The 25,071-nt window shown below is 61.7% G+C and carries 19 protein-coding genes and 4 tRNA genes; 2 read left to right on the forward strand and 21 right to left on the reverse strand.

The window, feature by feature from the left end; all coding sequences use genetic code 11:
* Positions 1-65: 65 nt before the first annotated feature.
* The 16 genes from HMPREF2884_RS01120 to HMPREF2884_RS01195 all read right to left on the reverse strand — a co-directional run bounded on the left by HMPREF2884_RS01120 (position 66) and on the right by HMPREF2884_RS01195 (position 15,623).
* Positions 66-1,139, reverse strand: a complete 1,074-nt coding sequence (locus HMPREF2884_RS01120) for an ABC transporter substrate-binding protein (RefSeq protein ID WP_012903302.1) — start codon at positions 1,137-1,139, stop codon at positions 66-68.
* Between the two features lie 353 nt (positions 1,140-1,492).
* Positions 1,493-2,194 carry a ribulose-phosphate 3-epimerase gene (rpe, locus tag HMPREF2884_RS01125; RefSeq protein ID WP_070614926.1) on the reverse strand — a complete coding sequence of 234 codons (702 nt, stop codon included), beginning with the start codon at positions 2,192-2,194 and terminating at the stop codon, positions 1,493-1,495.
* Between the two features lie 54 nt (positions 2,195-2,248).
* On the reverse strand, positions 2,249-4,186 hold the full coding sequence (locus HMPREF2884_RS01130; protein WP_070614928.1) for an RsmB/NOP family class I SAM-dependent RNA methyltransferase: 1,938 nt from the start codon (positions 4,184-4,186) through the stop codon (positions 2,249-2,251).
* Entirely contained in the window at positions 4,183-5,151 is a 969-nt protein-coding gene (gene fmt / locus HMPREF2884_RS01135) for a methionyl-tRNA formyltransferase (protein WP_070614930.1), read from the reverse strand. The genes HMPREF2884_RS01130 and fmt overlap by 4 nt, the downstream gene beginning before the upstream one ends.
* 6 nt (positions 5,152-5,157) lie before the next feature.
* Positions 5,158-5,763: a peptide deformylase gene (gene def, locus HMPREF2884_RS01140; RefSeq protein WP_070506019.1), complete on the reverse strand. Its 606-nt coding sequence runs from the start codon at positions 5,761-5,763 to the stop codon at positions 5,158-5,160.
* 310 nt (positions 5,764-6,073) lie between these two features.
* On the reverse strand, positions 6,074-6,922 hold the full coding sequence (locus tag HMPREF2884_RS01145; protein WP_070615061.1) for a PD-(D/E)XK nuclease family protein: 849 nt from the start codon (positions 6,920-6,922) through the stop codon (positions 6,074-6,076).
* A gap of 108 nt (positions 6,923-7,030) precedes the next feature.
* Positions 7,031-7,105, reverse strand: a tRNA-Val gene (locus HMPREF2884_RS01150).
* 311 nt (positions 7,106-7,416) lie between these two features.
* Positions 7,417-7,492: transfer RNA gene (locus HMPREF2884_RS01155), tRNA-Glu, on the reverse strand.
* 22 nt (positions 7,493-7,514) lie between these two features.
* Positions 7,515-7,586 (reverse strand) — tRNA-Gln (locus HMPREF2884_RS01160).
* Between the two features lie 548 nt (positions 7,587-8,134).
* Positions 8,135-8,210: transfer RNA gene (locus HMPREF2884_RS01165), tRNA-Gly, on the reverse strand.
* A gap of 264 nt (positions 8,211-8,474) precedes the next feature.
* Positions 8,475-8,924 carry a hypothetical protein gene (locus HMPREF2884_RS01170; protein ID WP_005505551.1) on the reverse strand — a complete coding sequence of 150 codons (450 nt, stop codon included), beginning with the start codon at positions 8,922-8,924 and terminating at the stop codon, positions 8,475-8,477.
* Positions 8,925-8,926: 2 nt separating this feature from the next.
* Positions 8,927-10,438, reverse strand: a complete 1,512-nt coding sequence (gltX, locus tag HMPREF2884_RS01175; RefSeq protein ID WP_070614931.1) for a glutamate--tRNA ligase — start codon at positions 10,436-10,438, stop codon at positions 8,927-8,929.
* Between the two features lie 57 nt (positions 10,439-10,495).
* Entirely contained in the window at positions 10,496-11,248 is a 753-nt protein-coding gene (locus HMPREF2884_RS01180; protein WP_070614933.1) for a fumarylacetoacetate hydrolase family protein, read from the reverse strand.
* 248 nt (positions 11,249-11,496) lie between these two features.
* Positions 11,497-12,594 (reverse strand): branched-chain amino acid aminotransferase, encoded by a 1,098-nt coding sequence (locus tag HMPREF2884_RS01185; protein ID WP_005507403.1) that lies wholly within the window; start codon positions 12,592-12,594, stop codon positions 11,497-11,499.
* Positions 12,595-12,947: 353 nt separating this feature from the next.
* Positions 12,948-14,003, reverse strand: a complete 1,056-nt coding sequence (locus tag HMPREF2884_RS01190) for a 3-isopropylmalate dehydrogenase (RefSeq protein ID WP_049337901.1) — start codon at positions 14,001-14,003, stop codon at positions 12,948-12,950.
* A 255-nt stretch (positions 14,004-14,258) separates the two neighbouring features.
* Positions 14,259-15,623 (reverse strand): hypothetical protein, encoded by a 1,365-nt coding sequence (locus HMPREF2884_RS01195; protein WP_070614935.1) that lies wholly within the window; start codon positions 15,621-15,623, stop codon positions 14,259-14,261.
* A gap of 587 nt (positions 15,624-16,210) precedes the next feature.
* Here HMPREF2884_RS01195 and HMPREF2884_RS01200 point away from each other — a divergent pair.
* Positions 16,211-17,671: a histidine kinase gene (locus HMPREF2884_RS01200; protein ID WP_210398930.1), complete on the forward strand. Its 1,461-nt coding sequence runs from the start codon at positions 16,211-16,213 to the stop codon at positions 17,669-17,671.
* 41 nt (positions 17,672-17,712) lie between these two features.
* Positions 17,713-18,555 carry a response regulator gene (locus tag HMPREF2884_RS01205; protein ID WP_083309663.1) on the forward strand — a complete coding sequence of 281 codons (843 nt, stop codon included), beginning with the start codon at positions 17,713-17,715 and terminating at the stop codon, positions 18,553-18,555.
* Between the two features lie 91 nt (positions 18,556-18,646).
* On the opposite strand, the gene HMPREF2884_RS01210 is transcribed toward HMPREF2884_RS01205, so the two are convergent.
* The 5 genes from HMPREF2884_RS01210 to metG form a co-directional block, all read right to left on the reverse strand.
* Positions 18,647-19,006 carry a HepT-like ribonuclease domain-containing protein gene (locus HMPREF2884_RS01210; RefSeq protein ID WP_070614938.1) on the reverse strand — a complete coding sequence of 120 codons (360 nt, stop codon included), beginning with the start codon at positions 19,004-19,006 and terminating at the stop codon, positions 18,647-18,649.
* Positions 19,003-19,320 (reverse strand): nucleotidyltransferase family protein, encoded by a 318-nt coding sequence (locus HMPREF2884_RS01215; protein ID WP_049345616.1) that lies wholly within the window; start codon positions 19,318-19,320, stop codon positions 19,003-19,005. Before HMPREF2884_RS01215 ends, HMPREF2884_RS01210 begins: the two co-directional genes overlap by 4 nt.
* Positions 19,321-19,506: 186 nt before the next feature.
* Positions 19,507-22,260: an ABC transporter permease gene (locus HMPREF2884_RS01220; protein WP_070614940.1), complete on the reverse strand. Its 2,754-nt coding sequence runs from the start codon at positions 22,258-22,260 to the stop codon at positions 19,507-19,509.
* A gap of 3 nt (positions 22,261-22,263) precedes the next feature.
* Positions 22,264-23,031 carry an ABC transporter ATP-binding protein gene (locus tag HMPREF2884_RS01225; protein ID WP_012903286.1) on the reverse strand — a complete coding sequence of 256 codons (768 nt, stop codon included), beginning with the start codon at positions 23,029-23,031 and terminating at the stop codon, positions 22,264-22,266.
* A gap of 356 nt (positions 23,032-23,387) precedes the next feature.
* The gene (gene metG / locus HMPREF2884_RS01230) at positions 23,388-24,932 is read right to left on the reverse strand and encodes a methionine--tRNA ligase (RefSeq protein WP_049345067.1); all 1,545 of its coding nucleotides are present in this window, start codon (positions 24,930-24,932) and stop codon (positions 23,388-23,390) included.
* Positions 24,933-25,071: the final 139 nt, after the last annotated feature.

Genomic DNA, 25,071 nt, shown 5'->3' on the forward strand with positions numbered 1-25,071 from the left:
GCGGCGGGAAGGGTGGCGGAAGCTTCAGCGGGTGATTGCTTCACAGGGTATTTAGAGCGGGGCGTTTAGAGCGGAAGCGCCTTCTTGACGTCTTCGATAATGCCCTCGAGCAGTAGCGGGCCGCCGGTGGAGGTCCACTTGGAGCCGTCCACGAGAATCACGTGGTCGTCCTTGACTGCCTTCAGGTTGGTGAAGCCGGAGGTTTCCTTCGCCTTATTCAGTGCTTCTTCGGCGCCCTGCAGACCTGCGGTACCCTGTGCGTTCGGGTTCTTCTGGCTTGCGCCGCCGAGGGTACCGAGGAACATGTAGTCCGCGTCGATGGTTGCCAGGTTCTCCAGAGAGACCGGTTCGGAGTGGCCCTGGCCGTTGCGGTCCTGCGCCTCGGGGCGCTTGAGGCCCAGGTCGTTGAGTACCTGGCCGGCAGGCAGTTCCTTGAGGATCAGGGCGGGGCCGTTGCCTGCCCAGCGGACGATGGAGAAGGTCTTGTCGCCGTACTTGGGGGCGAGCTGATCCTTCAACGTTGCGGCGTTTGACTCGTATGCCTTGATGACTTCTTCGCCCTTGTCGACCATGTTCATAGCGTTGGCGACGTTGCGGAAGTTGATGCGCCAGTCGCCGCCCGCGTAGCCGCAGTAGACGACGGGAGCGATCTTCTTGAGGGTTTCGAAGGCCTCGGAGCGCTTGTCCACGCCGGTGGAGTCGACCAGAATCAGGTCGGGATCAAGGTTGCCAATCTGCTCGTAGTTGACCTGGGCGACGGTGCCGATAATCTGCACGCCCTTGGCGCGGTCGGCAAGGTAGTTGGGCACGCCGGACTGGCCGCGACCGGAGACAGAACCGACGGGGGTCACGCCGAGGGCGAGCAGGCCGTCGAGGGTGGGCTCGGAGAGGACGATAACCTTCTGCGGGTTGGCGGGAACTTCTACGTTCTCCTCATCAATGTCCTTGATGGTGCGGGTACCGCTGTTGCCGCCGGAGGTGGAACCGCCGGAAGTGGTGGTCGTGGTGGTCTCGCTGCTGCATGCCGCGAGGGCGAGAGCAGCCGAGGAGGCGAGCGCCAGGCCGAAGAATGCGCGGCGGTTAACGCCCGATGCGCCGTGGTTTTCGGCGTCGGTCAGCTCGGTTCGGTTGAAAGACATAGTTCCCCCTAGATTTGACTAAACTATACCTAACCTTACAGATATCTGAGTGTTACATCAAGATGTGTTCTGTTTGCCTTCTCTGACCGCCAGGATACCCGGTTTTGCCGCGGAATTGCGCGGGGTAACATATATCACCCTTTGTCATAGTCTTGCTGACACTATGTCGCTTAAACAGGTATCTCTCCCCTGCTGTCGTCTCACTATAAATCTGCGGCGGTTGAGAAAGCCGGGCACGCAAAACGCCCCGCCACGAAGAGCCGCGACGGGATGCAGTCTTCACAACGGGGCGTATGAGGTTTTATGGGCGCGGGGGTGTCATCGATGCGGGGCGCCGTTACCAGCGTGCACCGCTAGTGGCCGCAACCGCAACCGGCGCTGGAACGCTTGACCGATGCGGCCACCGCACGCAGGGAGGCGATTGCCGCCTCCGGACCGCCGAGCGCCTCGTCCACACCGTAGACCGAGCTACCGGCAACGAAGCAGGTTGCGCCCGCCTCCGCGGCACGCAGGATGGTCTCTTCGGTGATGCCGCCGTCCACCTGCACGGTCACCGGCAGGTTCGCGCCCTCAATCGCCTTGGCGGCGCGGGCGATCTTCGGCAGGGTCACGTCCAGGAACGCCTGGCCGCCGAAGCCGGGTTCCACGGTCATGATTAGCAGCATGTCCAGTTCGCTGAGCATGTCCAGGTAGGGTTCCACAGCGGTTGCCGGGCGCAGCGCCATACCCGCCTTCGCGCCCTCAGCACGCAGGGTGCGCGCCAGCTTGATGGGGGCGATAGCCGCCTCCGCGTGGAAGGTCACCGATTCGCAGCCCATGCTGGCATATTCGGGTGCCCAGCGGTCGGCGTCCTCAATCATCAGGTGCACGTCGAACGGCACCGGGGAGATTTCGCGCAGACGCTTGACCACCGGCGGACCCCAGGTGAGGTTGGGGACGAAGTGGTTGTCCATCACGTCAATATGCGCGGCGTCTGCGGTGGAAATGCGCTCCAGCTCGCGCTGCAGGTTCGCGAAATCCGCCGAAAGAATCGACGGGTTAATGGCAATACCCATGGGGTTCCTTTCAAATCCGTGCCGTATGGCGGGTGATGCTAGGCGGTGAAGCGGCTAGTTCTTACGCAGCAAGGCGAGGAACATTGCGTCGGTTCCGTGCACGTGCGGCCACAGCTGCGCGGTGGTCGGGTTCTCCGAAGCCTTCACGACCGGCGCACCCTTTTTGACCTTGATCTCGGGGGTGTGGCCGGGGTCCTTCTCCCCCGCCAGCACGCTCACGGGCTCGCCGTTCGCGCCTTCGGTGTGCAGGGCGACTTCGCGCAGTACTGCGGCGGAATCGAGCAGGCTGACCGCGCCGCTTTCGAGCACCTCAGCCACAATGTTCTGGGTTTCTGCCGCGTGCGGGGAGCAGGTCACGTAGGCGATAACGCCGCCGGGGCGGGTCGCCTCAATGGCCGCATCCAGGAGCTGACGCTGCAGGGGCAGCAGCTCGGCAATATCGCGCGGGGACTTGCGCCAACGCGCCTCGGGGCGGCGGCGCAGGGCGCCCAGACCGGAGCAGGGCACATCCACCATCACACGGTCGAAAAGCTGACCGGGCTCAATGGATCCGGGCAGGTCGGAGGCGTTCTTGCGCAGGGTCTCGCGGATCTGGCGGCCGTCGCCGGTGAGTACCGTGTAGCTGTCCTCGGGCAGGGGGCGCATGGAGGATTCCACGAGCTGCGCGCGGTGCGGTGCCGCCTCGTTGGCGACCAGGGATGCGCCGCGCTGAATACCGAGCGCACCGAGGAGCGCCGCCTTACCGCCGGGGCCTGCGCACAGGTCGAGCCATGCGGTGTCGGCGCCGTCCAGGGGTGCTGCGGCGAGCGCGCGTGCCACCAGCTGGGAGCCAGCATCCTGCGCGCGGACGGTGCCTTCACGTACGGATTCCAGGCGTGCCAAGTCGCCGGAGGCGTACAGCGCCGAACCTTCAACTAGCTCACCGTCGACGGCGCCCTGTTCGCGTGCCTCGTCGAGGCTACCCAGGCCGGGCAGCGCAACCAGGTTCACCACCGGGGCGAGGTTGTCCGCTTCGAGCAGCTGCTCAATTTCGGAGGCGGGGCGGCCGTGCGCGACGAGTGCCTGGCGCATGGAACGCACAATCCAGCCGGGGTGCGAAGCGAGCAGCGCCATGCGCTCGGTGTCGTCCTTCGCGTCCTCAATGATGAGTTCGTACCACTCTTCGGGAGTGCGCTCGGAGACGCGGCGTAGCACCGCGTTGATGAAGCTTGCCGGGCCCGCACCGATCTTTTCGCGTGCCAGGGACACGCTCTGGTTCAGTGCCGCGTGGGCGGGAACGCGCATGTTCAGCAGCTGGTGCACGCCCATGCGCAGCACAATCAGGGTGGTGGTGCCGACCTTCTCGATGGGGCGGTCTACGCAGCGGCTGAGGATTGCGTCGTAGGTGCCCTGGTGGCGCAGCGTGCCGTAGGTCAGCTCGGTTGCGAAGCCTGCGTCGCGGTGGTCGAGGCGGTGGCTACGGATCGCCTTGGGCAACACGAGGTTCGCGTAGGCGTCAGATTCCGCCACGGAGCGCAGTACGTCGAAGACGGTTGCGCGTGCGGTGTCTGCGGTACGCGAGCGTGCGGAGGGTGCCGCCGCGGAGAATTCGCGGGCAGACATGGAGCGGCGGTTGCGTTCGTGGCCGCTCTTATTGCGCTGGGAGGTGCCGCCGCCACCGCGTTTGGTGTCGTCGTGTTCGGTCTTGGCGCGGCGTGCGGCGCGTTCGATGCTGGTCAGGCCGTCAAAGCGGCGGCCGGTGCGCGATTCGGGGCGGGAGTTGTCGTCCCACTTCTGCGGGCGGCCCTGAGAGCGCTGGTTCTGGGACTGCTGGCGGTTCTGCTCGCTCACACCCGAACCGGAGCCGTTGCCAGCACCGGAGCGGCGGCGACGCTTACGCTTCGCACCGCCCTCACCCTGGCCGCTACCCTGGCCGAACTTGCCGTTGCCAGCGTTACCGGAGTGACCGGGCTTGCCGTGTCCTCCCTTGTAAGGGCGCTTTTCGTTGCTCATGCGAGTACCACCAGGCCTTCCGCCATGTCCTTGCCAGCGCCGCGAGCCCACGCGGGCGCATCCATCATTTTCTTACCGGCAGGCTGAACCTGCAGCAGCATCAGGGGTTTGGTACCGGTGCCGACCAGTACCTTCTTCGCGTGCAGACGCACCGCACCGGGTGCGAGGGGGCCGCCGTTCGCCTCGGTCAGGGACTGCACCAGGCGCTCATCGGCAACCGCCAGACCACCAATCTTGAAGCGGTTTTCGCCCAGTTCGCACCATGCGCCGGGTTCGGGGGTCACGCCGCGGAAACGTGCCAGGATCTGCTCGGCGGGTTCGGTCCAGGTGAGGCGGCCGTCGGCAATGCTCATCTTGGAGGCGTAGCTAACAGAGTCGTCCTCGACCTGCACGGTGCCGTTCTCGCCCGCTTCGAGGCGTTCGAAGGTGCGTTCAAGCAGTGCGCCGCCGCTGGTTGCGAGGCGCATCAGCACGGTGCCTGCGGTGTCGTCGGCGGCCACAGGGGTGGATTCCTGTTCGAAGGTGGGGCCGGTGTCCAGGCCTTCTTCGAGCAGGAAGGTGGTGGAGAAAATTTCCTGCTCACCGGCCATGAGGGCGCGCTGCACGGGGGCGGCACCGCGCCAGGCGGGCAGCTTGGAGAAGTGCAGGTTGACCCAGCCGTAGCGCAAGGATTCCAGCGCGGGCAGCGGCAGCAGGGCACCGTAGGCGACCACGGCGGCTGCGTCAGCGTTCAGCTCAGCGATGGCTGCGGCGGCTTCGTCGTTCCAGCGGTTTGCCTTCACGATGGGCAGGCCGAGCTCTTCGGCGCGCTGCGCGACCGGGGAGGGGGTGAGCACGCGCTTGCGGCCCACGGGGGCGTCTTCGCGGGTGAGCACGCCGACCACGCGCACCTTATCGGAGTTCGCCAGGTAGTCGAGCGGGGGCACGGCAACGTCGGGGGTGCCTGCGTAAATAATGTTGAGCATGTGAGCCTACTTTCCGAAGCTACCGAAGGAGGAACCAGCAGAACCTGCACCGAACGCGCCACCGCCGCCGAAGGCGCCGCCCACGCGGGTTGCACGCTCGGTCACGGTCTTCGCGGCGACAGTGTTGTAGTCTGCGGCGCGCAGGGCACGCATCACACGCTGGCGGTCTTCACCCACGAGGCGGTCGATGAACAGCTTGCCGTGCAGGTGGTCGGTCTCGTGCTGCAGCATGCGCGCGAACAGGCCCTCACCCTCCAGCACGAGGGGTTCGCCGTGGCGGTCCACGCCGGTCACGCGCGCCCAGTTCTTGCGCGGGGTCGCGGACTTCTGACCGGGCACGGACAGGCAGCCTTCGCCGCCTTCCTGGTCTTCTTCGCCGACTTCGAGCACGGGGTTGATGATGTAGCCTTCGCGGTCGTCAATGCCGCCGAAGGTGAAGATCTGTTTGGAGATACCAACCTGCGGGCCGGCAAGGCCCACGCCGCCCACGTCGTACATGGTTTCTAGCATGTCGTCGATGAGTCGTGCCAGGTCGTCGTCGAAGACGGTGATGGGGTCGCAGACGCTGCGCAGCACCGGGTCGCCTACGGTGCGGATGCTCAGGATGGTCATGGTCCTCCTTTGCCGGCGGTGTGCCGGGAATGTGCTTACGGATTTCAATATGGCGGCAGAACTGCGCTGGTAGAACCTCGCGGGTGAAACTGCGCTGGCGGTTTTCTCAGTAGCGGGTTCTTCACAGCGGGCGCATTCTTCACAGCAGGTGCGCCGTTCTGCCTATTGTTCTATTGTCGCCGATTCAGTAGCGCGAATCTAGAACGAATCGAGGCGCTGGGGGTGGAGGCGGTAGGGTGAGGGCTGAGCTTCACCTCCCAGCGCTCATCTCCTCGGGGGTTTGATCCTCTCCCCTATGCCCGCTACTCCCCTATGCCGCGGGCGGGGGTACTACGGGCATGAGCGCAGGGTCTTCAAATTCTTGGACCTGGCGGTCGAATTCCCAGACGCGGCGCAGGGCGCAGAACTTGTACCAGTTACGTTCGAGCACGGCGGGGTTTGCCTGCTGCGGCAGCACCTGCGTTTCGCCGAGGGCTACGCCCATGAGGACGGGCGCGTCACCGTATTTCCAGGGTTCCCAGGTGCCTTCGTCGGGGTCGACGATGGATTCTTCGGCTTTGAGTCCGGCGACGAGCTGCATGACGACTTTTTCGTCGAGTGCTTTGACGCGGCCGCGTTTGTCGGTGCCTTTGGTTTTGTAGTCGATGATGCAGGTTCGGCCTGCGATTTCTGCGACGAGGTCGAGGGTTCCCGCGTAGCCGACGGTGTCGTTCCAGATGGTGACTTCGGCGGCGAGGGGGCGGGGCTTGAAGGCTTCCCACCATTCGTCGAAGCGGTCGGCGTAGGCTTGTTCGCCGTTGATGATGAGCTGTTCGCGGCTTTCGTCGAGGTTGTGTTCGCGGCCCATGGCGCGTAGGGCGACGGCTTCGGCGTAGTTGTGGACGCGGTCGCCTCGGGCGGCGGCTGCGTCGCGGTATCGTTCGGAGGCGCTGGCTGCGTCGCGGATGATGGCGAATTTGAGGCCGTGGGATCCGGTGGCGCGGTAGGCGCGCTGGTCTTCGAGGGCGGCTTTGGCGGCCATGTACCCGTGCCAGCCGCTGAGGTCGTTGGCGTGCTGCCCGATGACGGTGGTGATGGAGGGGACGAGGAGTTCTCCTCCGCGGACGCGCGCGTACATGCGTCCGTAGTCGGTGGCTGCGGCGAGTTCGGGTGTTGTCACGGGGTACCTCATTCTCGGGTGGTTGTGTCCGCGGCTGGGTTTGTACTGCTTGTGGGCACAAATACCGGTGGGCATAATAAAACCCCCGTTCCTTGAAACGGGGGTTATTGGTGCGTGATACTGGGTTCGAACCAGTGACCTCTTCGGTGTGAACGAAGCGCGCTACCACTGCGCCAATCACGCTTACGGATAAGACTATACCGAGGCTTGGCGTGAAGGTCAAATTTTGCGCTCCCTTTTTTCTTCCCGTCCCCTTCCCGGTGAGTTCACGGCGGCACCATGGAATCTAAAAGATCATCCCACCAGAGGTGACTGCAGGTTCAGTAATGACTTATGGACTCTGGTCATGAGTTACGGACTTTGGGGCTAGGTTAGCGTCTTCAGGGATAGCTTTTAACCATGGCTGAAGTCGCTAAGTCATTACCGAATCTCAGTCCGGTTTCACTGGATAAACAAAAAAGCCTGGCTTCCGAAGAAACCAGGCTTTTTCCTAGTGGTGACCCCAACCGGATTTGAACCGGTGTTGCCGCCGTGAGAGGGCGGAGTACTAGGCCGCTATACGATGGGGCCAAAACCTCCGTGAGGAGGTTAGCTGGGATACCAGGACTCGAACCTAGAACAAAGGAACCAGAAACCTTCGTGTTGCCAATTACACCATATCCCATTACTCTATTGAGTTACCGTTCCGTTTTTCGCCTTTCGGCTTTTCACCGGAACGAGTAATAACTATACGGGTCTTTCTGGAGGCGTGCAAGCCGAAATCTGGAGAGCCGCCTCACATTCACGGTTTTATGCCCGCTACTTCCGCGTGTTTCCGGGGTTTTTGGGGTTAAAAAGTTTTTTAAATTTCTTCAAAAAGAAGGTTTTGGGGCCGATTTTCACCCTTCACAGCAGCTCCGAGGTGGCTCGGAGAGCAGTTTTACCCCCTCCCCCGCACGCTTTGCATCCCAAATTTTTTTGAAGATTTTTTCCTGCACCGCCTCCCGGTAGTCAGGTGACCAGACAGTCAGGTTGTCAGATAGCCCGGCAGTTAGGTCGTCAGATAGCCAAAGCATCCCGGTAGCCAACCCACCCAAGCAACAACCTCGAGAAAGATCGCAGGACCCCCGCCCCGCACTTCTAAAAACTGAACCTCCCGGAGACAGCAAAATCCCAGAGGTAATAAAACCCAGAGACAACGAAAAAGCCCCGAGGCGAACCTCGGGGCTTGAGTGGAGCGGTTGACGAGACTTGAACTCGCGACATCCACCTTGGCAAGGTGGTGCTCTACCAACTGAGCTACAACCGCATGTTTTCGCTTTGAACTTTTCAGTTCGTCGCAACAACAGGTACTACTATACGAGCCTTTACCGGGGTGCGCAAACCAAATTCTTGCCACACTCCCCAAAATGGAGCCAGATTCACCCCAATAAAACATACTGACTAGTAGTTTTACAGGAAATACCCATCACAAAAAATATTCTCAAATTTATGAAAAATCCCCTTATCCACCGGGTTTCCTTCAGACCTTTCGGTCGTCAGATTCCCGCTGGATAAGGGGATTCTCTAGAGCTTAGTCGCTGCTACCACCAGAGTCGCCTCCACCGGAGTCGCCGCCGCCAGAGTAGTCGGAGCTGCTGTAGCTGCTGTAGTCCGAGCTGCTGGAGCTTCCGGCGTCGAAGTCGCCCGCGTCCGGGTCGGGGCCCGGGTCCACGAAGTCGTCTTCGTCGTCCTCTTCACGCGAAGAGTCCGAGGTGTCTACGCCGTCAGACGAACTGCTGACGTCGCCGCCGCGGGCGTGCCGTGCCTGAGCTTCTTGAGCGTTCAGGGCGGCGCGCGCCTCGAAGTAGGCAGTCACGTATCCGAAGGCTGCCGCAACGACAACAGCGACCACCATCAAGACGGACTTGTCCATGTTGGCGATGTACAGAATCAGCCAGATAATGCAGGCGTTGGTGAGCGCCATGAGGGTGCCCTTGAGCAGCGCCTTGCCGATGATGGATTGGTTATTCGGCTGGCTCATGGTTAGCTCAGTTCAGCGGCAAGCTTACGCAGGCGTGCGAGGGAGGATTCCTTGCCGAGGATTTCCATGGATTCGAACAGCGGCGGGGAGATACGCTCACCGGACACTGCGATACGCACGGGGCCGAATGCGAGGCGCGGCTTGATTTCCAGGCCGTCGACGATTGCGGCGCGCAGGGCTGCCTCAATGTTCGCTGCGGTGAAGTCCTCGAGGGGCTCCAGAGCTTCGATTGCGGCGGCGAGGACCTGCGGTGCAGATTCCTTGAGTTGCTTGCGTGCGTCGTCTGCGGTGCTGATTTCTTCGTCTGCCTTGAAGAGGAATGCGAGCAGGCCGGGTGCTTCACCGAGCAGCTGCATGCGCTCCTGGACGAGGGGTGCAGCTTCGGTAAGGACCTGCTCTTCGCGCTCGGTGAGGGTTTCACCGAGTACGCCTGCAGCCTGCAGGTACGGCACGAGGCGGTCGCGGAAGTCCTTGGGGTCGAGCGCACGGATGTGGTCGCCGTTGATGGACTCTGCCTTCTTCACGTCGAAGCGTGCGGGGTTGGCGACAACGTCGTGTACGTCAAAGTGCTCGACGAGCTCGTCGATGCTGAAGACGTCCTGGTCTGCGGAGAGGGACCAACCCAGCAGGGACAGGTAGTTCAGCAGGCCTTCCTTGATGAAGCCGGAGTCGCGCAGCAGGAAGAGGTTCGACTCGGGGTCGCGCTTGGAGAGCTTCTTGTTGCCCTGGCCCATGACGTAGGGCAGGTGGCCGAATTCGGGGATGAAGCTGGTCACGCCGGTGTCTACGAGTGCACGGTAGAGCGCGATCTGGCGCGGGGTGGAGGAGAGCAGATCCTCACCGCGTAGCACGTGGGTGACGCCCATGAGCGCGTCGTCAACGGGGTTCACAAAGGGGTACAGCGGGTCGCCGTTGGAGCGGACCACCACGTAGTCGGGCACGGTACCGGCCTTGAAGGTGATTTCACCGCGAACGAGGTCGTTGAAGGTGATGTCCTCGTCGGGCATGCGCAGACGCCACACGGGCTTACGGCCCTCGGCGCGGTAGGCTTCCTTCTGCTCTTCGGTGAGGTTGCGGTCGTAGTTGTCGTAGCCGAGCTGCGGGTCCTGACCGGCTGCCTTGCGGCGCTCCTTCACCTCGTCGGGGGTGGAGAAGTCTTCATACACGTAGCCGCCTTCAACGAGCTTTTCGAAGATCTCGTTGTAGATGCCTGCGGTCTTACGCTCGGACTGGCGGTAGGGTTCGTGCGGGCCGCCGACGCCCACGCCTTCGTCCCAGTTGATGCCGAGCCAGTGCAGGGATTCGAGCACCTGGTTGAACGACTCTTCGGAGTCGCGTGCTGCGTCGGTGTCTTCGATGCGGAAGATCAGCTTGCCGCCGGTGTGGCGTGCGTACGCCCAGTTGAAGAGGGCGGTGCGGACCATGCCCACGTGCGGGGTGCCGGTGGGCGAGGGGCAGAAGCGGACGCGGGTGTCTGCGGGGCTGTTGAGTACGGGACCGTGGTATTCGGTCATGATGTCTCCTTGACGGTGTGTTTCAGGATGTACGTTACGTTTTTGGGTGCGGGCGGCTTAGTCGCGCACGCGGGTGACGAGGGAGCCGATGCCTTCGACTTCGACCTCTACTTCGTTGCCGTCGCGCAGTACGCTGATGCCGGCGGGGGTGCCGGTGAGCAGTACGTCGCCGGGCAGCAGGGTGAAGATTTCGGAGGCTGCGGCAACCTGTTCGGCTACGGAGTAGTGCATTTCGGAGGTGTTGCCTTCCTGCACGACGTCGCCGTCAACCCAGGTGGTGATGTTCAGCGAGTCGGTGTCCAGATCGGTTTCAATCCAGGGGCCGAGCGGGGTGGCGCCGTCGAAGCCCTTGGCGCGGGTCCACTGGCGGTCCTCGAGCAGGTCGCGGGCGGTGAGGTCGTTGGCTACGGTGTAGCCGAAGATGACTTCGTGCACGCGCTCAAGAGGCACGGACTTGGCGATACGACCGATAATGACGGCGAGTTCACCTTCTGCGCTGACGGCTTCGGAGTACTCGGGCAGGGTCACAGGGTCGCCGGGGCCAATCACGGTGGTGTTGGGCTTGAGGAAGAACTGCGGGGAGGCGGGCGCCTCGGTTCCTGCCCAGTTTGCGATCGCTCCAATCACCTTGGAGCGGGGGATGATCGGGGCGAGCAGGCGCACCTGGTCGATGGGGTAGGTGGTGCCGGTCGGTTCGATGCCCGAGTAGAAGGGGTCGCCGGCGAGTACGCGCAGGGTTTCTTCGCCTGCGTCGCCTTCTACCAGCCCGAAGTGGAGCTCATTATTTACGGTAAATCGTGCAATACGCATACTTTCTAGGGTACCAGCCTTCGAGGGCGGCGGCGGGTCGGGTTTTAGCGGGGTCGGGTTCGGCGGGGCGGGTTTTATCGAGGGACGGCGGCGGGGTGTGCCTCCCCTCCCCTGTCATCGCGCTATCAACGCCGCGCGCAATATTCGCTGAGCACAGCACTGACCGGGCACAGCGAATCCCCGCGGGTGCGCGTTCCGGGTGCGGGCGCATCCTGCGGGGATTTCGCGGGTTACGTTAGATTCACGTTTTAGATGAGGCGGGTCATCCAGCCGTGGCGGTCCTCAACGGTGCCGAGCTGAATGCCGACGAGCTCTTCGCGCAGGCTCTTGGAGATTTCGCCGAAGTGCTCGGTGGGTGCCGGAATTTCGAAGTCTTCTGCCTTGAGCTTGCCGATGGGTGCGACCACTGCCGCGGTGCCGCAGGCGAAGATTTCGGTGATGTCGCCGTTTGCCACGCCTTCACGCCACTCGTTGAGGGTGATAGCGCGCTCCTCCACGGTCATGCCGCGGTCCTTAGCGAGCTGAATCAGCGAGGAGCGGGTCACACCCTCCAGGATGGTGCCGGTCAGTTCGGGGGTGACGATCTTGTTTTCCTTGCCGAAGATGAAGAACACGTTCATGCCGCCGAGCTCTTCGATGGCGTCGCCGCGGTGCGGGTCCTTGAAGATAACCTGCTTGCAGCCGTGCTTTTCACCCTCGGTCTGGGCAATCATGGATGCTGCGTAGTTACCGCCGCACTTTGCCGCACCGGTGCCGCCTTCGCCTGCACGGGCGTAGGTGGTGGAGAGCCAAATGTCCACGGGTTCGGGAGTGCCGAAGTAGTTACCTGCGGGCGAGCCAATCACGTGGTACTGCACGTGGCGTGCGGGGCGAACGCCGAGGAACGCCTCAGTTGCGATCATGAAGGGGCGGAAGTAGAAGGCTTCACCGTCGCCGGTGGGTACCCACTGCTCGTCCATCTTCACGAGTTCGCGCAGGGATTCGATGAAGGTCTCTTCGGGCAGCTCGGGCAGGGAGAGGCGGCGTGCGGAGTTCGCGAAGCGTGCCGCGTTCTTTTCGGGGCGGAAGGTCCATACGGAACCGTCAGCGTGACGGTAGCCCTTGATGCCCTCGAAGATTTCCTGGCCGTAGTGGAACACGGATGCTGCGGGGTCGAGGACGAGCGGGCCGTAGGGACGAACTCGTGCGTCGTACCAGGTGCCGCCGGTCTTGTAGTCGCCTTCCCAGTCGATAGTGACCATGTGGTCGGTGAAGTAGTCACCGAAGCCGGGGTTTGCAAGGATTTCGGCGCGGCGTTCGGCGGTGGCGGGTGACTGGTTTGCTTCGTGGCTGAATTCGATGGCCATCGTTCTGCGTTCCTCTTTGTCTAGTTGCTTTTGCAGGCGTTCTTTGATTCGCGGTTCTTGCGTCGGGGCGTAGAGCCGGTGTGTGCCGCCGGGCGCGTTGTCGTGCGGGGCAGATGGTGCATCTAGCGGTCTGTGCTAGTTGGATGCATCAAGCGAGTGGTGGAGGGTGTCCACCGCCGAGGTGCCGGGCGGGTGTGCCTGACCTGTTTAGAGTACCGGAAAGATGCGTTTGCCGCATGCGCACCTTTTCTCCCATTCAGGATGTGAACAGGTGAAGCCCGGAAGGTGCGTTCCTTCCGGGCTTCGCTAGCGTAGTTCACGTTTTAGCCGAGCCAGTTTTAGCCGGGCAAGTATTAACCGAGGCGTGCGAGCACGTCCGCGCCGACCTGGTCGGTACCACGCACGGTCGCGCCGTTTTCGCGCATATCTGCCTCGACAGCGTCCTCAATGCGGGCTGCGGCGGCGTCGTGGCCGAGGTGGCGCAGCAACATTGCACCGGCGAGGATTGCGGCGGTGGGGTTTGCCTTGTTCTGGCGGGCAATGTCCGGTGCGGAGCCGTGTACGGGCTCGAACATGGAGGGGAACTCGCCGACGGCGTTGATGTTGCCGCTTGCCGCGTAGCCGATACCGCCGGTCACTGCACCAGCGAGGTCGGTGATGATATCGCCGAAGAGGTTGTCGGTGACGATCACGTCGAAGCGGGCGGGGTCGGTGACCATGAAGATGGTGGTCGCGTCAATGTGCAGGTAGTCGGTCTCAACCTCGGGGAATTCAGCCGCGATTTCGGTGAAGTAGCGGTTGTAGAGGCGACCTGCGTGAGTGAGCACGTTGGTCTTGTGCACGAGGGTGACCTTCTTGCGGCGGGTGGATGCCAGCTCGAAAGCATAGCGGACCAGGCGCTCCACACCGTGCGCGGTGTTGAGGGAGACTTCGGTGGCGATTTCGTGCGGGGTGCCGCCGCGGATGACTCCGCCGTTGCCGATGTAGGGGCCTTCGGTGCCTTCACGCACGACCACAAAGTCGATGTTGCCGGGGTTGGCGAGCGGGGAGACTGCGCCGGGGTACAGGCGGGAGGGGCGCAGGTTGATGTAGTGGTCAAAGGCGAAGCGCAGCTTCAGGAGCATTTCGCGTTCGATGAGGCCGGAGGGAATCTTGCCGCTGCGCGGGTCTGCACCGATGGCGCCGAAGAGGATCGCGTCGTGCTGCTTGAGGGCGTCCATGGTGGAGTCGGGCAGGGTTTCACCGGTTTCCAGCCAGTGCTCGGCGCCGAGCTTGTAGTGGGTGGGGGTTACGGTGATGTTTTCGAGCTCGCAGGCGCGGGTGAGGATGCGCTGGGCTTCGGTAATGATTTCGGGGCCGATGCCGTCGCCGGGGATGACGGCGAGGTCGATGCTACGTGCTTCAGTCATGCCTCTACCGTAATACGCGCCGCGGGTGGGCGGTAGAGTGTGCGGGCGGGTTCTCAGACTCTGGGCTAGACGGGCTCTAGGTTAGGTGCAGCTCCTACCCGGCTACTCCCCTACCCTTCTGGTCCGACCCGGTGCCCCTGGATTCTGGGGTGTTCAGCCTCTGCCGGTTAAAACAATATTCCCCGGCTGATAATTCAGCCGGGGAATATCGTTATGAGTTCTCACTCAGCGTGAGAGCTCTAAAGGTCTATGCAATTACGCGGTGCGCTTGCAGAGGGTGACCTTGACGTAGCCGTTGCCACGTGCGCCACGTTTGGTCGGAGCGTTGCCTGCGGAGGTAATGGTACCGCCGGAAACACCGGGAGCAACGTAGGAGCCACCTGCGCCGCCGCCGCCGCCGAGCTGGCCGAAGGAGACGTTCTGGCGGATACCGTTGGGGTTGTTGTTCCACTTCTGGGTCAGAACGATTGCGGAGGAGGAGCTGGAAGCACCGGAGCCACCGCCACCGTAGCCTGCGCCACCACCTGCGGAGATGACGGACTCGTAACCGTTGAAGTTGAAGCCGATGGAGGAGTACTCGAGAGCGTAACCGGTACCGTTGTGGGTACCCTCTTCCTTCTTGGTGCGATCGTTGTTGTCGATCAGGTAGGAGTAGGATGCTACACCGTCGCCACCGTTACCCTTGAAGCCGTCGCCACCCTGGTTACCGGACTTGGAGGACTGGTAAATCTCCTGGTTGTTGGCGGAGTAGAAGCCCAGCACGCCATTCGGGGACTTGCCGGTGTGCAGAGCGGTCTTGGAACCACCGTTACCACCGATACCGTTTGCGCCACCTTCACCGGCCTCAACGGTTTCCCTGATGGAGCTGTCAGCATCGTAGATACCGAAGCCGCCCTGGCCTGCAGAACCTGCAGAACCATCAGCGGAACCACCGGTGGAACCGAAGATGATGTTGCCGTTGCGCTTTGCACCTTCGGGCCACTGCCAAGAAGCGGTCACTGCACCAGTTTCCATGTACTTGGGGTTATTGTTAGCGCCACCGTTGTTGATGAAGCCAGCGCCACCGCCGCCACCTGCAACTGCAACGGGGGTGCCGTTGATGACCAGAGCGGAGGAGCCACCACCGGAAGCGGAGTAGGTAATACGCTTCAGGGGGGAGCTAGCGGGCCAAATAGTGTTGACCTGCTGCATGATGCCGGAGGGGACGGGGTTGGGCAGGCTGGAGGAACCGCCGTTACCGTAGCCTTCGCCACCCTCTGCGGGGGTCAGGGGGTTGTTACCGATACCACCGGCTGCGCCGATGAGCTGAACGGTCTGGCCTTCCTTGACCTCGATGATACCGGTGACCTTAGCACCGGAACCTGCTGCCATATCGTCGTAGTTGGTACCACCAGCGCCACCGACGACCTCGAACTTAATCTTGTCGACCAGTGCGGGAACAACGAAAGAAGTGGTGCCCTTAGCACCCGAAGCGTTACCGTTAGCGCTGTAAGCTACGCTTTCTTCCCAGTCACAAACGGTGGAGGAAGCAAAAGCGGGAACTGCAGCAGATGCTGCAACAACCGGAGCAGCCCATGCTGCGCCAGCGACAACCTTGCGGCGAGAAATATTAGTAGACATATATGTCCTTCGAGAGTGATGTCATTTTGAGGAATAAAAGTTATCACCCGCCGTCGTGCGCGGCGAAGAACGTCACCTGATGAGATTCGAGTGAGTGAAGTAGGCTTGCGCCTAACCTCTGGTGATAACGACATAATGCTGTAACCGGCCCCTTACATAGGGACTTTCGCGTTTCAGAGCGCTTGGTGTTCACTCTGCGAGGTCTTGCCTCATGGACGCAGAATTTCGGTACGGCTAAAACTATACCCACCAAGGACCTGTACCGCAATGGTTCCAAAAATGGTTTGATGAGGGGGTTTCCCTTAAACTCTCCGCTTTAGTTGAAGGTTTCTCAACCAAAATAGGTTACTTAAGGGAGTTTCAAGTCTCTTGAACCTAAATTCGAACCCCATACAATCCCAAACTCTCAAGTTTTAGTTGAAAGAATATTTTTCAAAAAAGTAACTAAGGTCACTAAAAATAGCTATTTTCGGCGTGTCATACTCACTCAAGCACACAACCCCACACGCAAACCCACAAAATATTCCTGCACGTGAGAGCAAAAAGAGGCTCCAAGCCCCGCCCCGCCACCCCGATACACTGGAAACATGCCCCTCAAGCACACCGAACCCCAGCAGAACCCACAGCACAGCACAGAGACAGCCGAATCAGGCCACGCCGTAACGCATACCCGCGGCAGCTCAGAAAACAGCGACCTACCCGCCGACGCAATCAGCGCCTCCAGCCGCGTGCAAAACTACCTCAGAGACAAACGCGGCTGGATGAACTTCATCGTCGTCGCGCACATGCAGTTCTTCTGCTGCGTACTCTCCGTTGCCTTCATCAATGGCTACGGCTGGATCCCGCTCATCTCCGCGCTCTGCAGCACCACCGCGCTCTACTTCCGCTACCGCTTCCCCTACGGCAGCATCTACGTGGTCATCGCGGCGCTCTGTCTCACCCTCGTGACCCCCTTCCCCGACTCACTCGTCATCACCTGCTACCCGCCGGTCAGCCTCGCCGCCTACCACACCGGCAGACACTGGACCCGCCGCGCCCGCTTCCGCGCCCTCATTCTCGGCTGGGTCGGCGCACTCGCCGTCACCGTGCAGGCCTCGCTCTCGTTCCTCTACCACTGGGACGACATACCCGCCCGCATCTTCATCTCCCTGATGCTCGGCGTGCTCTGCGGATCCATCTTCACCGTCTTCTGGTTCCTCGGCGATTCCCGCCGCATGCGCGAACTGCGCAGCGAAGAGTTCAAAGAACGCGCCCGCCGCCTCGAATACGAGCAGGAACAGGAACGCCGCCTCGCCGCGCAGGATGAACGCACCCGAATCGCCCGTGAAATGCACGATATTGTGGCGCACTCGCTCTCCAGCATTATTTCCCAGGCAGACGGGGCACGCTACGCAGCCGCGAGCGCCCGCACCGCACGCGCCCAGCAAACACAACAGGCACAGCAGGCACAGCAGGCAGAGCAGGCAGAGCAGCAGACTGAACAGGCAGAGCAGTCGGGTCAGGCTCAGCAGCAGAGCGAACCGGATATTGCCGAGCAGACCCTAGAACTCATCGCAGACACGGCACGCGACTCCCTCACCCAGATGCGCTCCCTACTCGGGCTACTGCGCACAGACGAGGCAACCGCCTACGCGCCCGTGCCCGCCCTCAGCGATGTACCCGCCCTCGTGGAGCAGAGCCGACGCGCCGGGCTACCCGTCACCTTCACCGGAATCACCGGCACCATGGCGCGCACCCTGCCGCAGGGTGCCGAGCTGGCGGCGTACCGCACCGTGCAGGAGGCGCTCACCAACGCGCTCAAGCACTCCCCCGGTGCGGCAACCACCGTAACCATTCACTGGGGCGAGGACGGTCTGCACTTGTGGGTTCATAACGGCCCGGTTTCCTCTGCCGCGGCTCAGCACATTGCCCGCCCTGTGCCCGGTAGCGGCAACGGTCTGCGCGGCATGAGCGAACGCATCGCCCTCTACCACGGCACCCTCACCTACGGTCTGCAACCTGACGGCGGCTGGCTCGTTGAGGCGGCGCTGCCCTACCGCGACCTCTAATACCCGTGCCCTCTACTACCTCGTGATCTAGGATTGAAACTATGTACTCTTCTGCACCACAGACTACCCAGCCGATCCGCGTGATGCTCGTTGACGACCAGCGCCTAGTGCGCGGCGGCTTGAGCATGCTCGTCAACTCCCAGCCGGACCTGCAGGTCGTCATGGAAGCTGATGACGGCCTGGCGGCGATTGACGTTTTTGACCGCATGGTCTCTGAGGGGCAGGCGCCGCAGGTCATCCTCATGGATGTGCGCATGCCGCACTGCGACGGCCTGGAGGCGGCGCGCCGTATTCTGGAGCGTGACGGCGAGCGTGAAGTTTCCGAGGATGAGCGGGTGCGCATTATTATGCTCACGACTTTCGATATTGATGAGTACGTGTATTCGGCGGTGCGTGCGGGTGCGAGCGGTTTCTTGTTGAAGGACACCCCGCCGGAGCAGCTGCTGGAGGCGATTCGTACGGTGCACCGCGGCGATGCTGTGATTGCGCCGTCTGCGACTCGCCGCCTGTTGGAGCAGATGATTCCGGTGCTGGACTCCCCCGCTCCTGTTGTTCCTACCGCTCCTGCCGCTGAGTCTGGTCCTGCTATTCCATCGGCTGCTGGTTCTGAGCTTCCTAAGGCGACGTTTATTCCGGCTGAGCATGCAAGCCTTGAGCCTGTGCAGGATTATCCGCATCGTGAGTTGATTGAGCAGTTGTCGCCGCGTGAGTTTGAGGTGCTGGGTTTGATTGCGCGTGGCTTGTCGAATGCGGAGATTACGCGGGAGCTGGTGCTTTCGGAGGCGACGGTGAAGACGCATGTGTCGCATGTGTTGGCGAAGTTGGGTGCGCGTGATCGTGTGCAGGCGGTCATTATGGCGTATGAGGCGGGTATCGCCCACTAGCGCTCCCTTATATAAGGGCACAGCAGAATAGAGGACACAGTGAAGCCCCGGCGGGCGCCTCCTTTTCGAGGCACCCTCCGGGGCTCTTTAGTTAAGTAGTTTCTTCTATCTCGTCGATGATTCGTTCAAAGTCGCTCATCAGCTCAGGCAACTTATTCCGGGCGATGTCCCATAAGACAGCAAAATCAACGCTCACATAGCTATGAGAAATAATGTTACGAATAGCAATGAGGTACTGCCACTCAGCCCGTTCATACCGTTCATAATCTTCTGGGTATTTTGAACGAATTCTATTGAGGGTTTCGCCAATGACCTGAAAGCGCATGCAGAGCGCGTCCTGGACTACCCCGTTTGAATCGTCTATCAGGGCTTCATATCGCTCGGGCGTAAAAGCGTAGATACGCTGAGCTGACTCAAGAATCAGAGAGAAGTCGTCAAGCGAGCTTTTCATAGCGGCAACTCCACCATGTCCGGTTCTGCCTCCGCATAGATGCGGGGGCGCAACCGAGTGACCATATCAACGCTACGACCGGTCAACTGTTCAATGCGGTGCTGAGCATCCACCATCTGCATGAACTCGTCAAAAGGGGCTGCCCCCGGCATCTGCACCAAAAAATCCAGGTCGCTGGTTTCGGTCAGCTCACCGCGGGCGGCACTGCCGAAGAGTCGGGCACGGCGCACACCAGCGTCACGGAGGATCTGAAGAACCTCCGCTTCATGGGGTAGCGTGTACCCGCGACGCAGATTGGGGTGGCTAGTGCTCATACACCCATCATACGCGCAAAGCCATGCTACAGGTCAGCTCCAAGAATCTGAGAGCACAAGCACGGCAGACTAGAGGACACAGTGAAGCCCCGGAGGGCGCCTCCCTTATCGGGGCACCCTTCCGGGGCTTTCTCACGCCGAGTATCCGGGTTTGCCGGGTACTGTGACTATGCCAGGTACAGCGGGTTAGCCGCGCATACCCTCAACCGGGGACATGCGAGCCGAACGAGCCGCCGGCAAAGCCGAAGCCAGCATCGCGGCGAGCACACCCACAACGAGGATGACCACGTACCAGACGTACGGCAGGTCAAGCACCAGCGGGGCGGAAGCACTCATGGAAGACATAATAATCTGCGCCGAGAGGCTACCAATCACCGCACCGGAAACCATACCGAGCACCACAGCGGCGAGCGTAATCAGAATCGCCTCAATGGAGATCATGCGGCGCAGCTGCTTGCGGGACAGACCCAGCGAGCGGAGCATCGCGTTCTCGCGGCGGCGTTCGTTGACCGACAGGGTCATCGTGTTCGCCACACCAATGATGGAGATGACCACTGCGAGCATGAGCATCACCAGAGTGAAGGTCAGCATGACGGTCAGCAGCTGGTCGTAGGTCTGACGTTCCTGCAGACCACCGGTGAAGGAGCTGTCCGGGCTGGCTCGGTTCAGGTCAGCCTGCAGGGTCGCGTTCTCGCTACTGGTTAGCGGGGATGCGGCGCGCACCAGAACGACGGTGTCGTTACCGGTTGCCTGGCTGGTGACAGTCAGGTGAGCTGCCTTCGTCTGAGCTTCCTTGTCACCGCTGGCGATTGCTTCTTCCAGGCGCTTCTGAGCTTCCTCAGCGGCAGGGTTGGCAACCTTCTGCGGGTTCTTGGCGTCCTGCAGCTTGGCGGCGGTGGCAGGGTTGACAATCAGCAGGTTCTGCTTGGTTGCGGACTTGACGGGTTTGAGTTCCACTTCGCCGAGCGGGCCGTGTGCCTTCAGACGACTGGACTCATTCAATCCAGCGGACTTCCAGAGGCCCTGCGGCACGAGCACGGTGTCATCGGCAAGGTTCGAGTTTTCACCCGGCAAGATTGCCTTCAAATCGGAGGAGCTCAACGCCACCAGATCAGAATTCTGGTTGGCGGTCTGTCCCTCGTACTCGACGGTGTAGTCAACCACACCGGCTGCGTAACCGACGGCGGATGCCTGAACATTCTTAATACCCTTGACCTTGGAGGCGATTTCCTCCGCCTTGGTCACGGTGGAGGCAGCCTCAGACTGGTCGTACGAGCTGTACTTCGCCTGCGCAGAAATCGGGTACTGCTGATCCAGAGCCTTGGTCAGCGAGGCGCTCAACACCGAGTAACCGGTCAGCACAGTCGACACGACCAGGGTACCCACCAGCACGGCACGACCGGTGGAGACGGTGCGCTTGGGCGAACGCAGCGCGTTGGCGAGCGCAAGCTTGCCGGTCTGGGTGCGGGTGACCTTACCGAGGGCACGTACCAGCGGGGGCAGTACCAGCGGGGTGAGGAGGAAGACCGCAATACCGAGCAGCAGCGCGGCCCCCATCATGAGGAGGATGGCCTTATTGCCGGCACCCTCACCGGAACCCTGGTTCTGAGCCAGCATAGCCAGGCCGATACCTGCGGCACCGAAGACCAGACCCAGGATCGGGCCGACCTTGCCGGGCTTGCGCACCTCAAGGTTGGTGTGCTCGCTCATCGCGCTAATGGGCGAGATGCGCAGGGCGCTTCGTGCCGGGGAGAGCGACGCCAGAACCGTGACGATGGTGCAGATCAGGGTACTGATAATCACCGGGGTGATTGAGTACGAAATCATAATGGTGGTGAGGTTTGCACCAACCAGCGCGCCAACCGGGTAGGTCAGCAGCGCACCGATGAGGGAGAACACCATGCCCACGGTAATGGATTCGATGAGTAGCATCCGTACGAGGGAGCCGCCACGGGCACCGAGGGTACGCAGCAGAGCCAGTTCACGGATGCGCTGGCCGACCAGCACCGCGAAGGTGTTGGAGATGACGAACGAGGAGACCAGCAGAGCCAGTGCTGCGAAGGCGCCCAGGACCACGCTAATGGAGGTGAAGACCGTGGAGATGGTCTTCTGGTAGTCTTCCAGCAGCTTCTGACCGGTCATCACGCGCGGGTCGTTCTTGGTGTCACCGCTGCTCAGGGAGTCCTGCAGGCTCTTGAGCTTTGCGTCGGTTACACCGTCCTTGAACTTGAGGTAGATGAGGTTCGCGCCAGCCATGCTTCGGTAACCTGCCGCGGAACTCTTGTTTTCTGCCTCGGATGCCTTCAGCGCGGCTTCGCCGAGGCTGGTACCACCAATGAAGACAGCCTGATTGGTGGTGGAGCCTTCAAAACCGGGGTCGAACAGACCGACGACGGTGTATTCGGCGGTCTTGTCAGTACCGGGGGCGCTGACGGATTCTACAACGTCAGTGCTGGTGACCTTGCCGTTCAGCGAGAGGTTGTGCTTCTTCGCGAAGTAGGTAGAGACCATTATTTCGTGGTCGCTACTGGGGATTTTACCCTGCACCTTGTACGGGAAGAGGCTCGAGTCGGCGGGCAGCTGGTTGTACTGCACGGGGGTTTTCTGGTCGCCGGTACCGATCGAACCCGTGACGGCGTACTGTACCCAGTAGCCGGAGAGCAGGTCGCTCTGCTCCACCTTCTTAATCTGGTCACGGGTCAGGTAGATAGAGGTGCTGTCTTTACCGTCGCTGGTTGTAGCGGCGGAGGCGACGACCGCCTCGGCGCGGGAGAGCACGTCACCTACGGAGGAGTTGACGGTCGCCTGCAGCGAGTTGGTGAGCATCATAATGGCAGCGATGAAGAAGGATGAGATCGCGATACCTATGCCCGTGAGGATGTATTTTCCTTTGGAGGCGCGCAGATTGGAGTGCGCCACCGTGTTCAGTGTGGTTGCCACGGCTTATCGACCTTCCAGCTGTGCCATTGCGCCGAGGACGGCGTCGTAGGTGGGTTCGATCATTTCGCCGGCGACCATGCCGTCCTTGATGAAGACCACGCGGTCTGCGTAGGAGGCAGCGTTTGCGTCGTGGGTGACCATGAGGATGGTCTGTGCGTGGTCGGTTGCGGCGGCACGCAGCAGGCGCAGCACCTCGGCGCCGGAGTTGGAGTCGAGGTTACCGGTCGGTTCGTCGGCGAAGACCACTTCGGGGCGTGCGAGCAGGGCGCGCACGATGGCGACGCGCTGCTGCTGACCGCCGGAGAGCTGTTCGGGGCGGTGGTCGAGGCGGGTTTCCAGGCCGAGGGTCTTGACCAGGTAGTCGCGCCACTGCGGGTCCGGCTTCTTACCGGCGAGGCCCAGGGGCAGGTCAATGTTCTGGCCCGCGGTGAGGGTAGGCACCAGGTTGAACGCCTGGAAGATGAAGCCGATGTGTTCGCGGCGGAATTCGGTGAGGGCGTTGTCCTTCAGACCGAAGAGCTCGGTACCGCCAATACGGATGGAGGTTGCCGGGTTCGGGTCGGGGGTGTCCAGGGTTGCGATGGTCTGCATCAGCGTGGACTTACCCGAGCCGGAGGGCCCCATAATGGCGGTGAACTTGCCCTGCTCAAAGTCGACGGAGACGTTGTTGAGGGCGTGGACGGTTGCTTCACCCATGCCGTAGGTTTTGGAAAGGTTTCGTGCGGAGACGGCGGGCTGTGCCGTCTGTGCGTGAGGAGTTGTCGTAGTCATAGTTCAATTATTTCACGCAGCGTGGCGCTGACTACAGGGTTTTTCTCATCCTCCAGGTTGATTTTGGCAGGTGTTCACCGGGTCTTGACCTGCGGATGCGAAGGTTCCCCACTCATTCCACGGGCTGAAATGAGCCTGAGGCGGGCTGGGCGGGCGCGGGCCTCATCCTTAAGGATGAGTGGCGGATTACCCTGCATCCTTACCCTGCTTCTCTACCTGCATCTAACCTATATATATGCGAAAAGCCCCCGGCTCCTCCCCCATCTGGGGGGGGGGTCAGGAAGCCGGGGGCTTTCATAGACTATCCGTTACAGCGCTATCAGTTACGGCGCTGTCCGCTGATGCTCAGGCAGCTGTTATGCCTTGGGCGCTTCGTAGCGGGGGAACACCGGTGCGGGTGCGGGCAGCTCGGTGCCGGGCACGAGTGCGGTGCCGAGGGCTGCGAACTGGCGTGCGTCGCCTTCGGGTACGCCGAGCAGGGTCAGCAGCTTGGCGGTCGAGTCGGGCATGACGGGCTGCAACAGCAGGGCAACCTGGCGTACAACCTCGAGGGTTACGTACAGCACGGTGTTCATGCGGTCGAGTTCGCCGTTCTTGCGCAGGGTCCAGGGTTCCTGTTCTGCGAAGTAGGCGTTGGTGTCTGCGAGGACGGTCCAGATGCGCTCGAGTGCGCGGTGGAATGCCTGCTCGTCGAAGTCTGCACGGACGGGCTCGTAGAGGGCTGCCGCCTGGTCGAGGATCTGGCGGTCGGCTTCGGTGAACTCGCCGTGGGTGGGGACGGCACCGCCGCAGTTCTTGGCGACCATGGACAGGGAACGCTGGGCGAGGTTACCGAGGTTGTTTGCCAGGTCGGAGTTGATGCGGTTGATGATGGACTCTTCGGAGTAGGAGCCGTCCTGGCCGAAGGACACTTCACGCATGAGGAAGAAGCGGACCGCGTCCAGGCCGAATGCGTCGACGAGGTTTGCGGGGTCGACGACGTTACCGACGGACTTGGACATCTTTTCGCCGTTGACGAGCAGGAAGCCGTGGCCGAAGACGCGCTTGGGCAGTTCGATTCCGGCGGACCACAGGAATGCGGGCCAGTAGATGGAGTGGAATCGGGTGATGTCCTTACCGATGAGGTGCAGGTCGGCGGGCCAGTACTTGGTGAACAGCTCGTTGTCGGTGTCGGGGTAGCCGAGGCCGGTGAGGTAGTTGGTGAGGGCGTCGACCCACACGTACATGACGTGCTTGTCGTTGCCGGGTACGGGCACACCCCAGTCGAAGGTGGTGCGGGAGATGGACAGGTCGTTGAGGCCGCCCTTGACGAAGGAGATCAGTTCGTTGCGGCGGGATTCGGGGTAGACGTAGCCTTCGTTGGCGTAGAGTTCGAGGAGCTTGTCGCCGTACTTGGAGAGGCGGAAGAAGTAGGATTCTTCTTCGGTCCATTCGACTTCGGTGCCGGTGGTGATGGCGTAGCGCTGGCCGTCGCGGACTTCGGTTTCGTCTTCTGCGTAGTAGGCTTCGTCGCGGACGGAGTACCAGCCGGCGTACTTGTCGAGGTAGATGTCGCCGTTTTCTTCCATGCGCTTCCAGATGGCCTGGGATGCGACGTAGTGGTCGGGGTCGGTGGTGCGGATGAAGCGGTCGTAGCTGATGTTCAGCGCGTCGTTCATTGCTTTGAAGCGTGCGGAGTTCTCGTCGGCGAGTTCCTTAGCGGTCTTACCGAGCTTCTCGGCGGTGGTCTGCATCTTCTGGCCGTGCTCGTCGGTGCCGGTCATGAAGCGCACGTCGAAGCCGTCGAGGCGCTTGAAGCGGGCTAGCACGTCGGCTGCGATGGTTTCGTAGGCGTGGCCGATGTGCGGGTTGCCATTGGGGTAGGAGATGGCGGTGGTGATGTAGAACGGAGTTGCAGTCATAACTTTCAGTTTACCGCAGTCTTAGGCTAGGCTCTCACCGGGGTTACACTCTGGAACGCGGTATAACGCTCAGCCGCCATGCAACACACCAAAACGCGACAGCCCTTCCCCGCCCCAGTTCGCTAGGCACGGGGCGCAC

This window comes from Rothia sp. HMSC073B08 (assembly GCF_001812975.1).
Lineage (GTDB): Bacteria > Actinomycetota > Actinomycetes > Actinomycetales > Micrococcaceae > Rothia > Rothia mucilaginosa.

Excerpts from the sequence above, each read along its gene's own strand:
- HMPREF2884_RS01120 (WP_012903302.1), bottom strand. The coding sequence starts at position 1,139 with ATGTCTTTCAACCGAACCGAGCTGACCGACGCCGAAAACCACGGCGCA.
- rpe (WP_070614926.1), bottom strand. The coding sequence starts at position 2,194 with ATGGGTATTGCCATTAACCCGTCGATTCTTTCGGCGGATTTCGCGAAC.
- HMPREF2884_RS01130 (WP_070614928.1), bottom strand. The coding sequence starts at position 4,186 with ATGAGCAACGAAAAGCGCCCTTACAAGGGAGGACACGGCAAGCCCGGT.
- fmt (WP_070614930.1), bottom strand. The coding sequence starts at position 5,151 with ATGCTCAACATTATTTACGCAGGCACCCCCGACGTTGCCGTGCCCCCG.
- def (WP_070506019.1), bottom strand. The coding sequence starts at position 5,763 with ATGACCATCCTGAGCATCCGCACCGTAGGCGACCCGGTGCTGCGCAGC.
- HMPREF2884_RS01170 (WP_005505551.1), bottom strand. The coding sequence starts at position 8,924 with ATGAGCCAGCCGAATAACCAATCCATCATCGGCAAGGCGCTGCTCAAG.
- gltX (WP_070614931.1), bottom strand. The coding sequence starts at position 10,438 with ATGACCGAATACCACGGTCCCGTACTCAACAGCCCCGCAGACACCCGC.
- HMPREF2884_RS01180 (WP_070614933.1), bottom strand. The coding sequence starts at position 11,248 with ATGCGTATTGCACGATTTACCGTAAATAATGAGCTCCACTTCGGGCTG.
- HMPREF2884_RS01185 (WP_005507403.1), bottom strand. The coding sequence starts at position 12,594 with ATGGCCATCGAATTCAGCCACGAAGCAAACCAGTCACCCGCCACCGCC.
- HMPREF2884_RS01190 (WP_049337901.1), bottom strand. The coding sequence starts at position 14,003 with ATGACTGAAGCACGTAGCATCGACCTCGCCGTCATCCCCGGCGACGGC.
- HMPREF2884_RS01195 (WP_070614935.1), bottom strand. The coding sequence starts at position 15,623 with ATGTCTACTAATATTTCTCGCCGCAAGGTTGTCGCTGGCGCAGCATGG.
- HMPREF2884_RS01200 (WP_210398930.1), top strand. The coding sequence starts at position 16,211 with ATGCCCCTCAAGCACACCGAACCCCAGCAGAACCCACAGCACAGCACA.
- HMPREF2884_RS01205 (WP_083309663.1), top strand. The coding sequence starts at position 17,713 with ATGTACTCTTCTGCACCACAGACTACCCAGCCGATCCGCGTGATGCTC.
- HMPREF2884_RS01210 (WP_070614938.1), bottom strand. The coding sequence starts at position 19,006 with ATGAAAAGCTCGCTTGACGACTTCTCTCTGATTCTTGAGTCAGCTCAG.
- HMPREF2884_RS01215 (WP_049345616.1), bottom strand. The coding sequence starts at position 19,320 with ATGAGCACTAGCCACCCCAATCTGCGTCGCGGGTACACGCTACCCCAT.
- HMPREF2884_RS01225 (WP_012903286.1), bottom strand. The coding sequence starts at position 23,031 with ATGACTACGACAACTCCTCACGCACAGACGGCACAGCCCGCCGTCTCC.
- metG (WP_049345067.1), bottom strand. The coding sequence starts at position 24,932 with ATGACTGCAACTCCGTTCTACATCACCACCGCCATCTCCTACCCCAAT.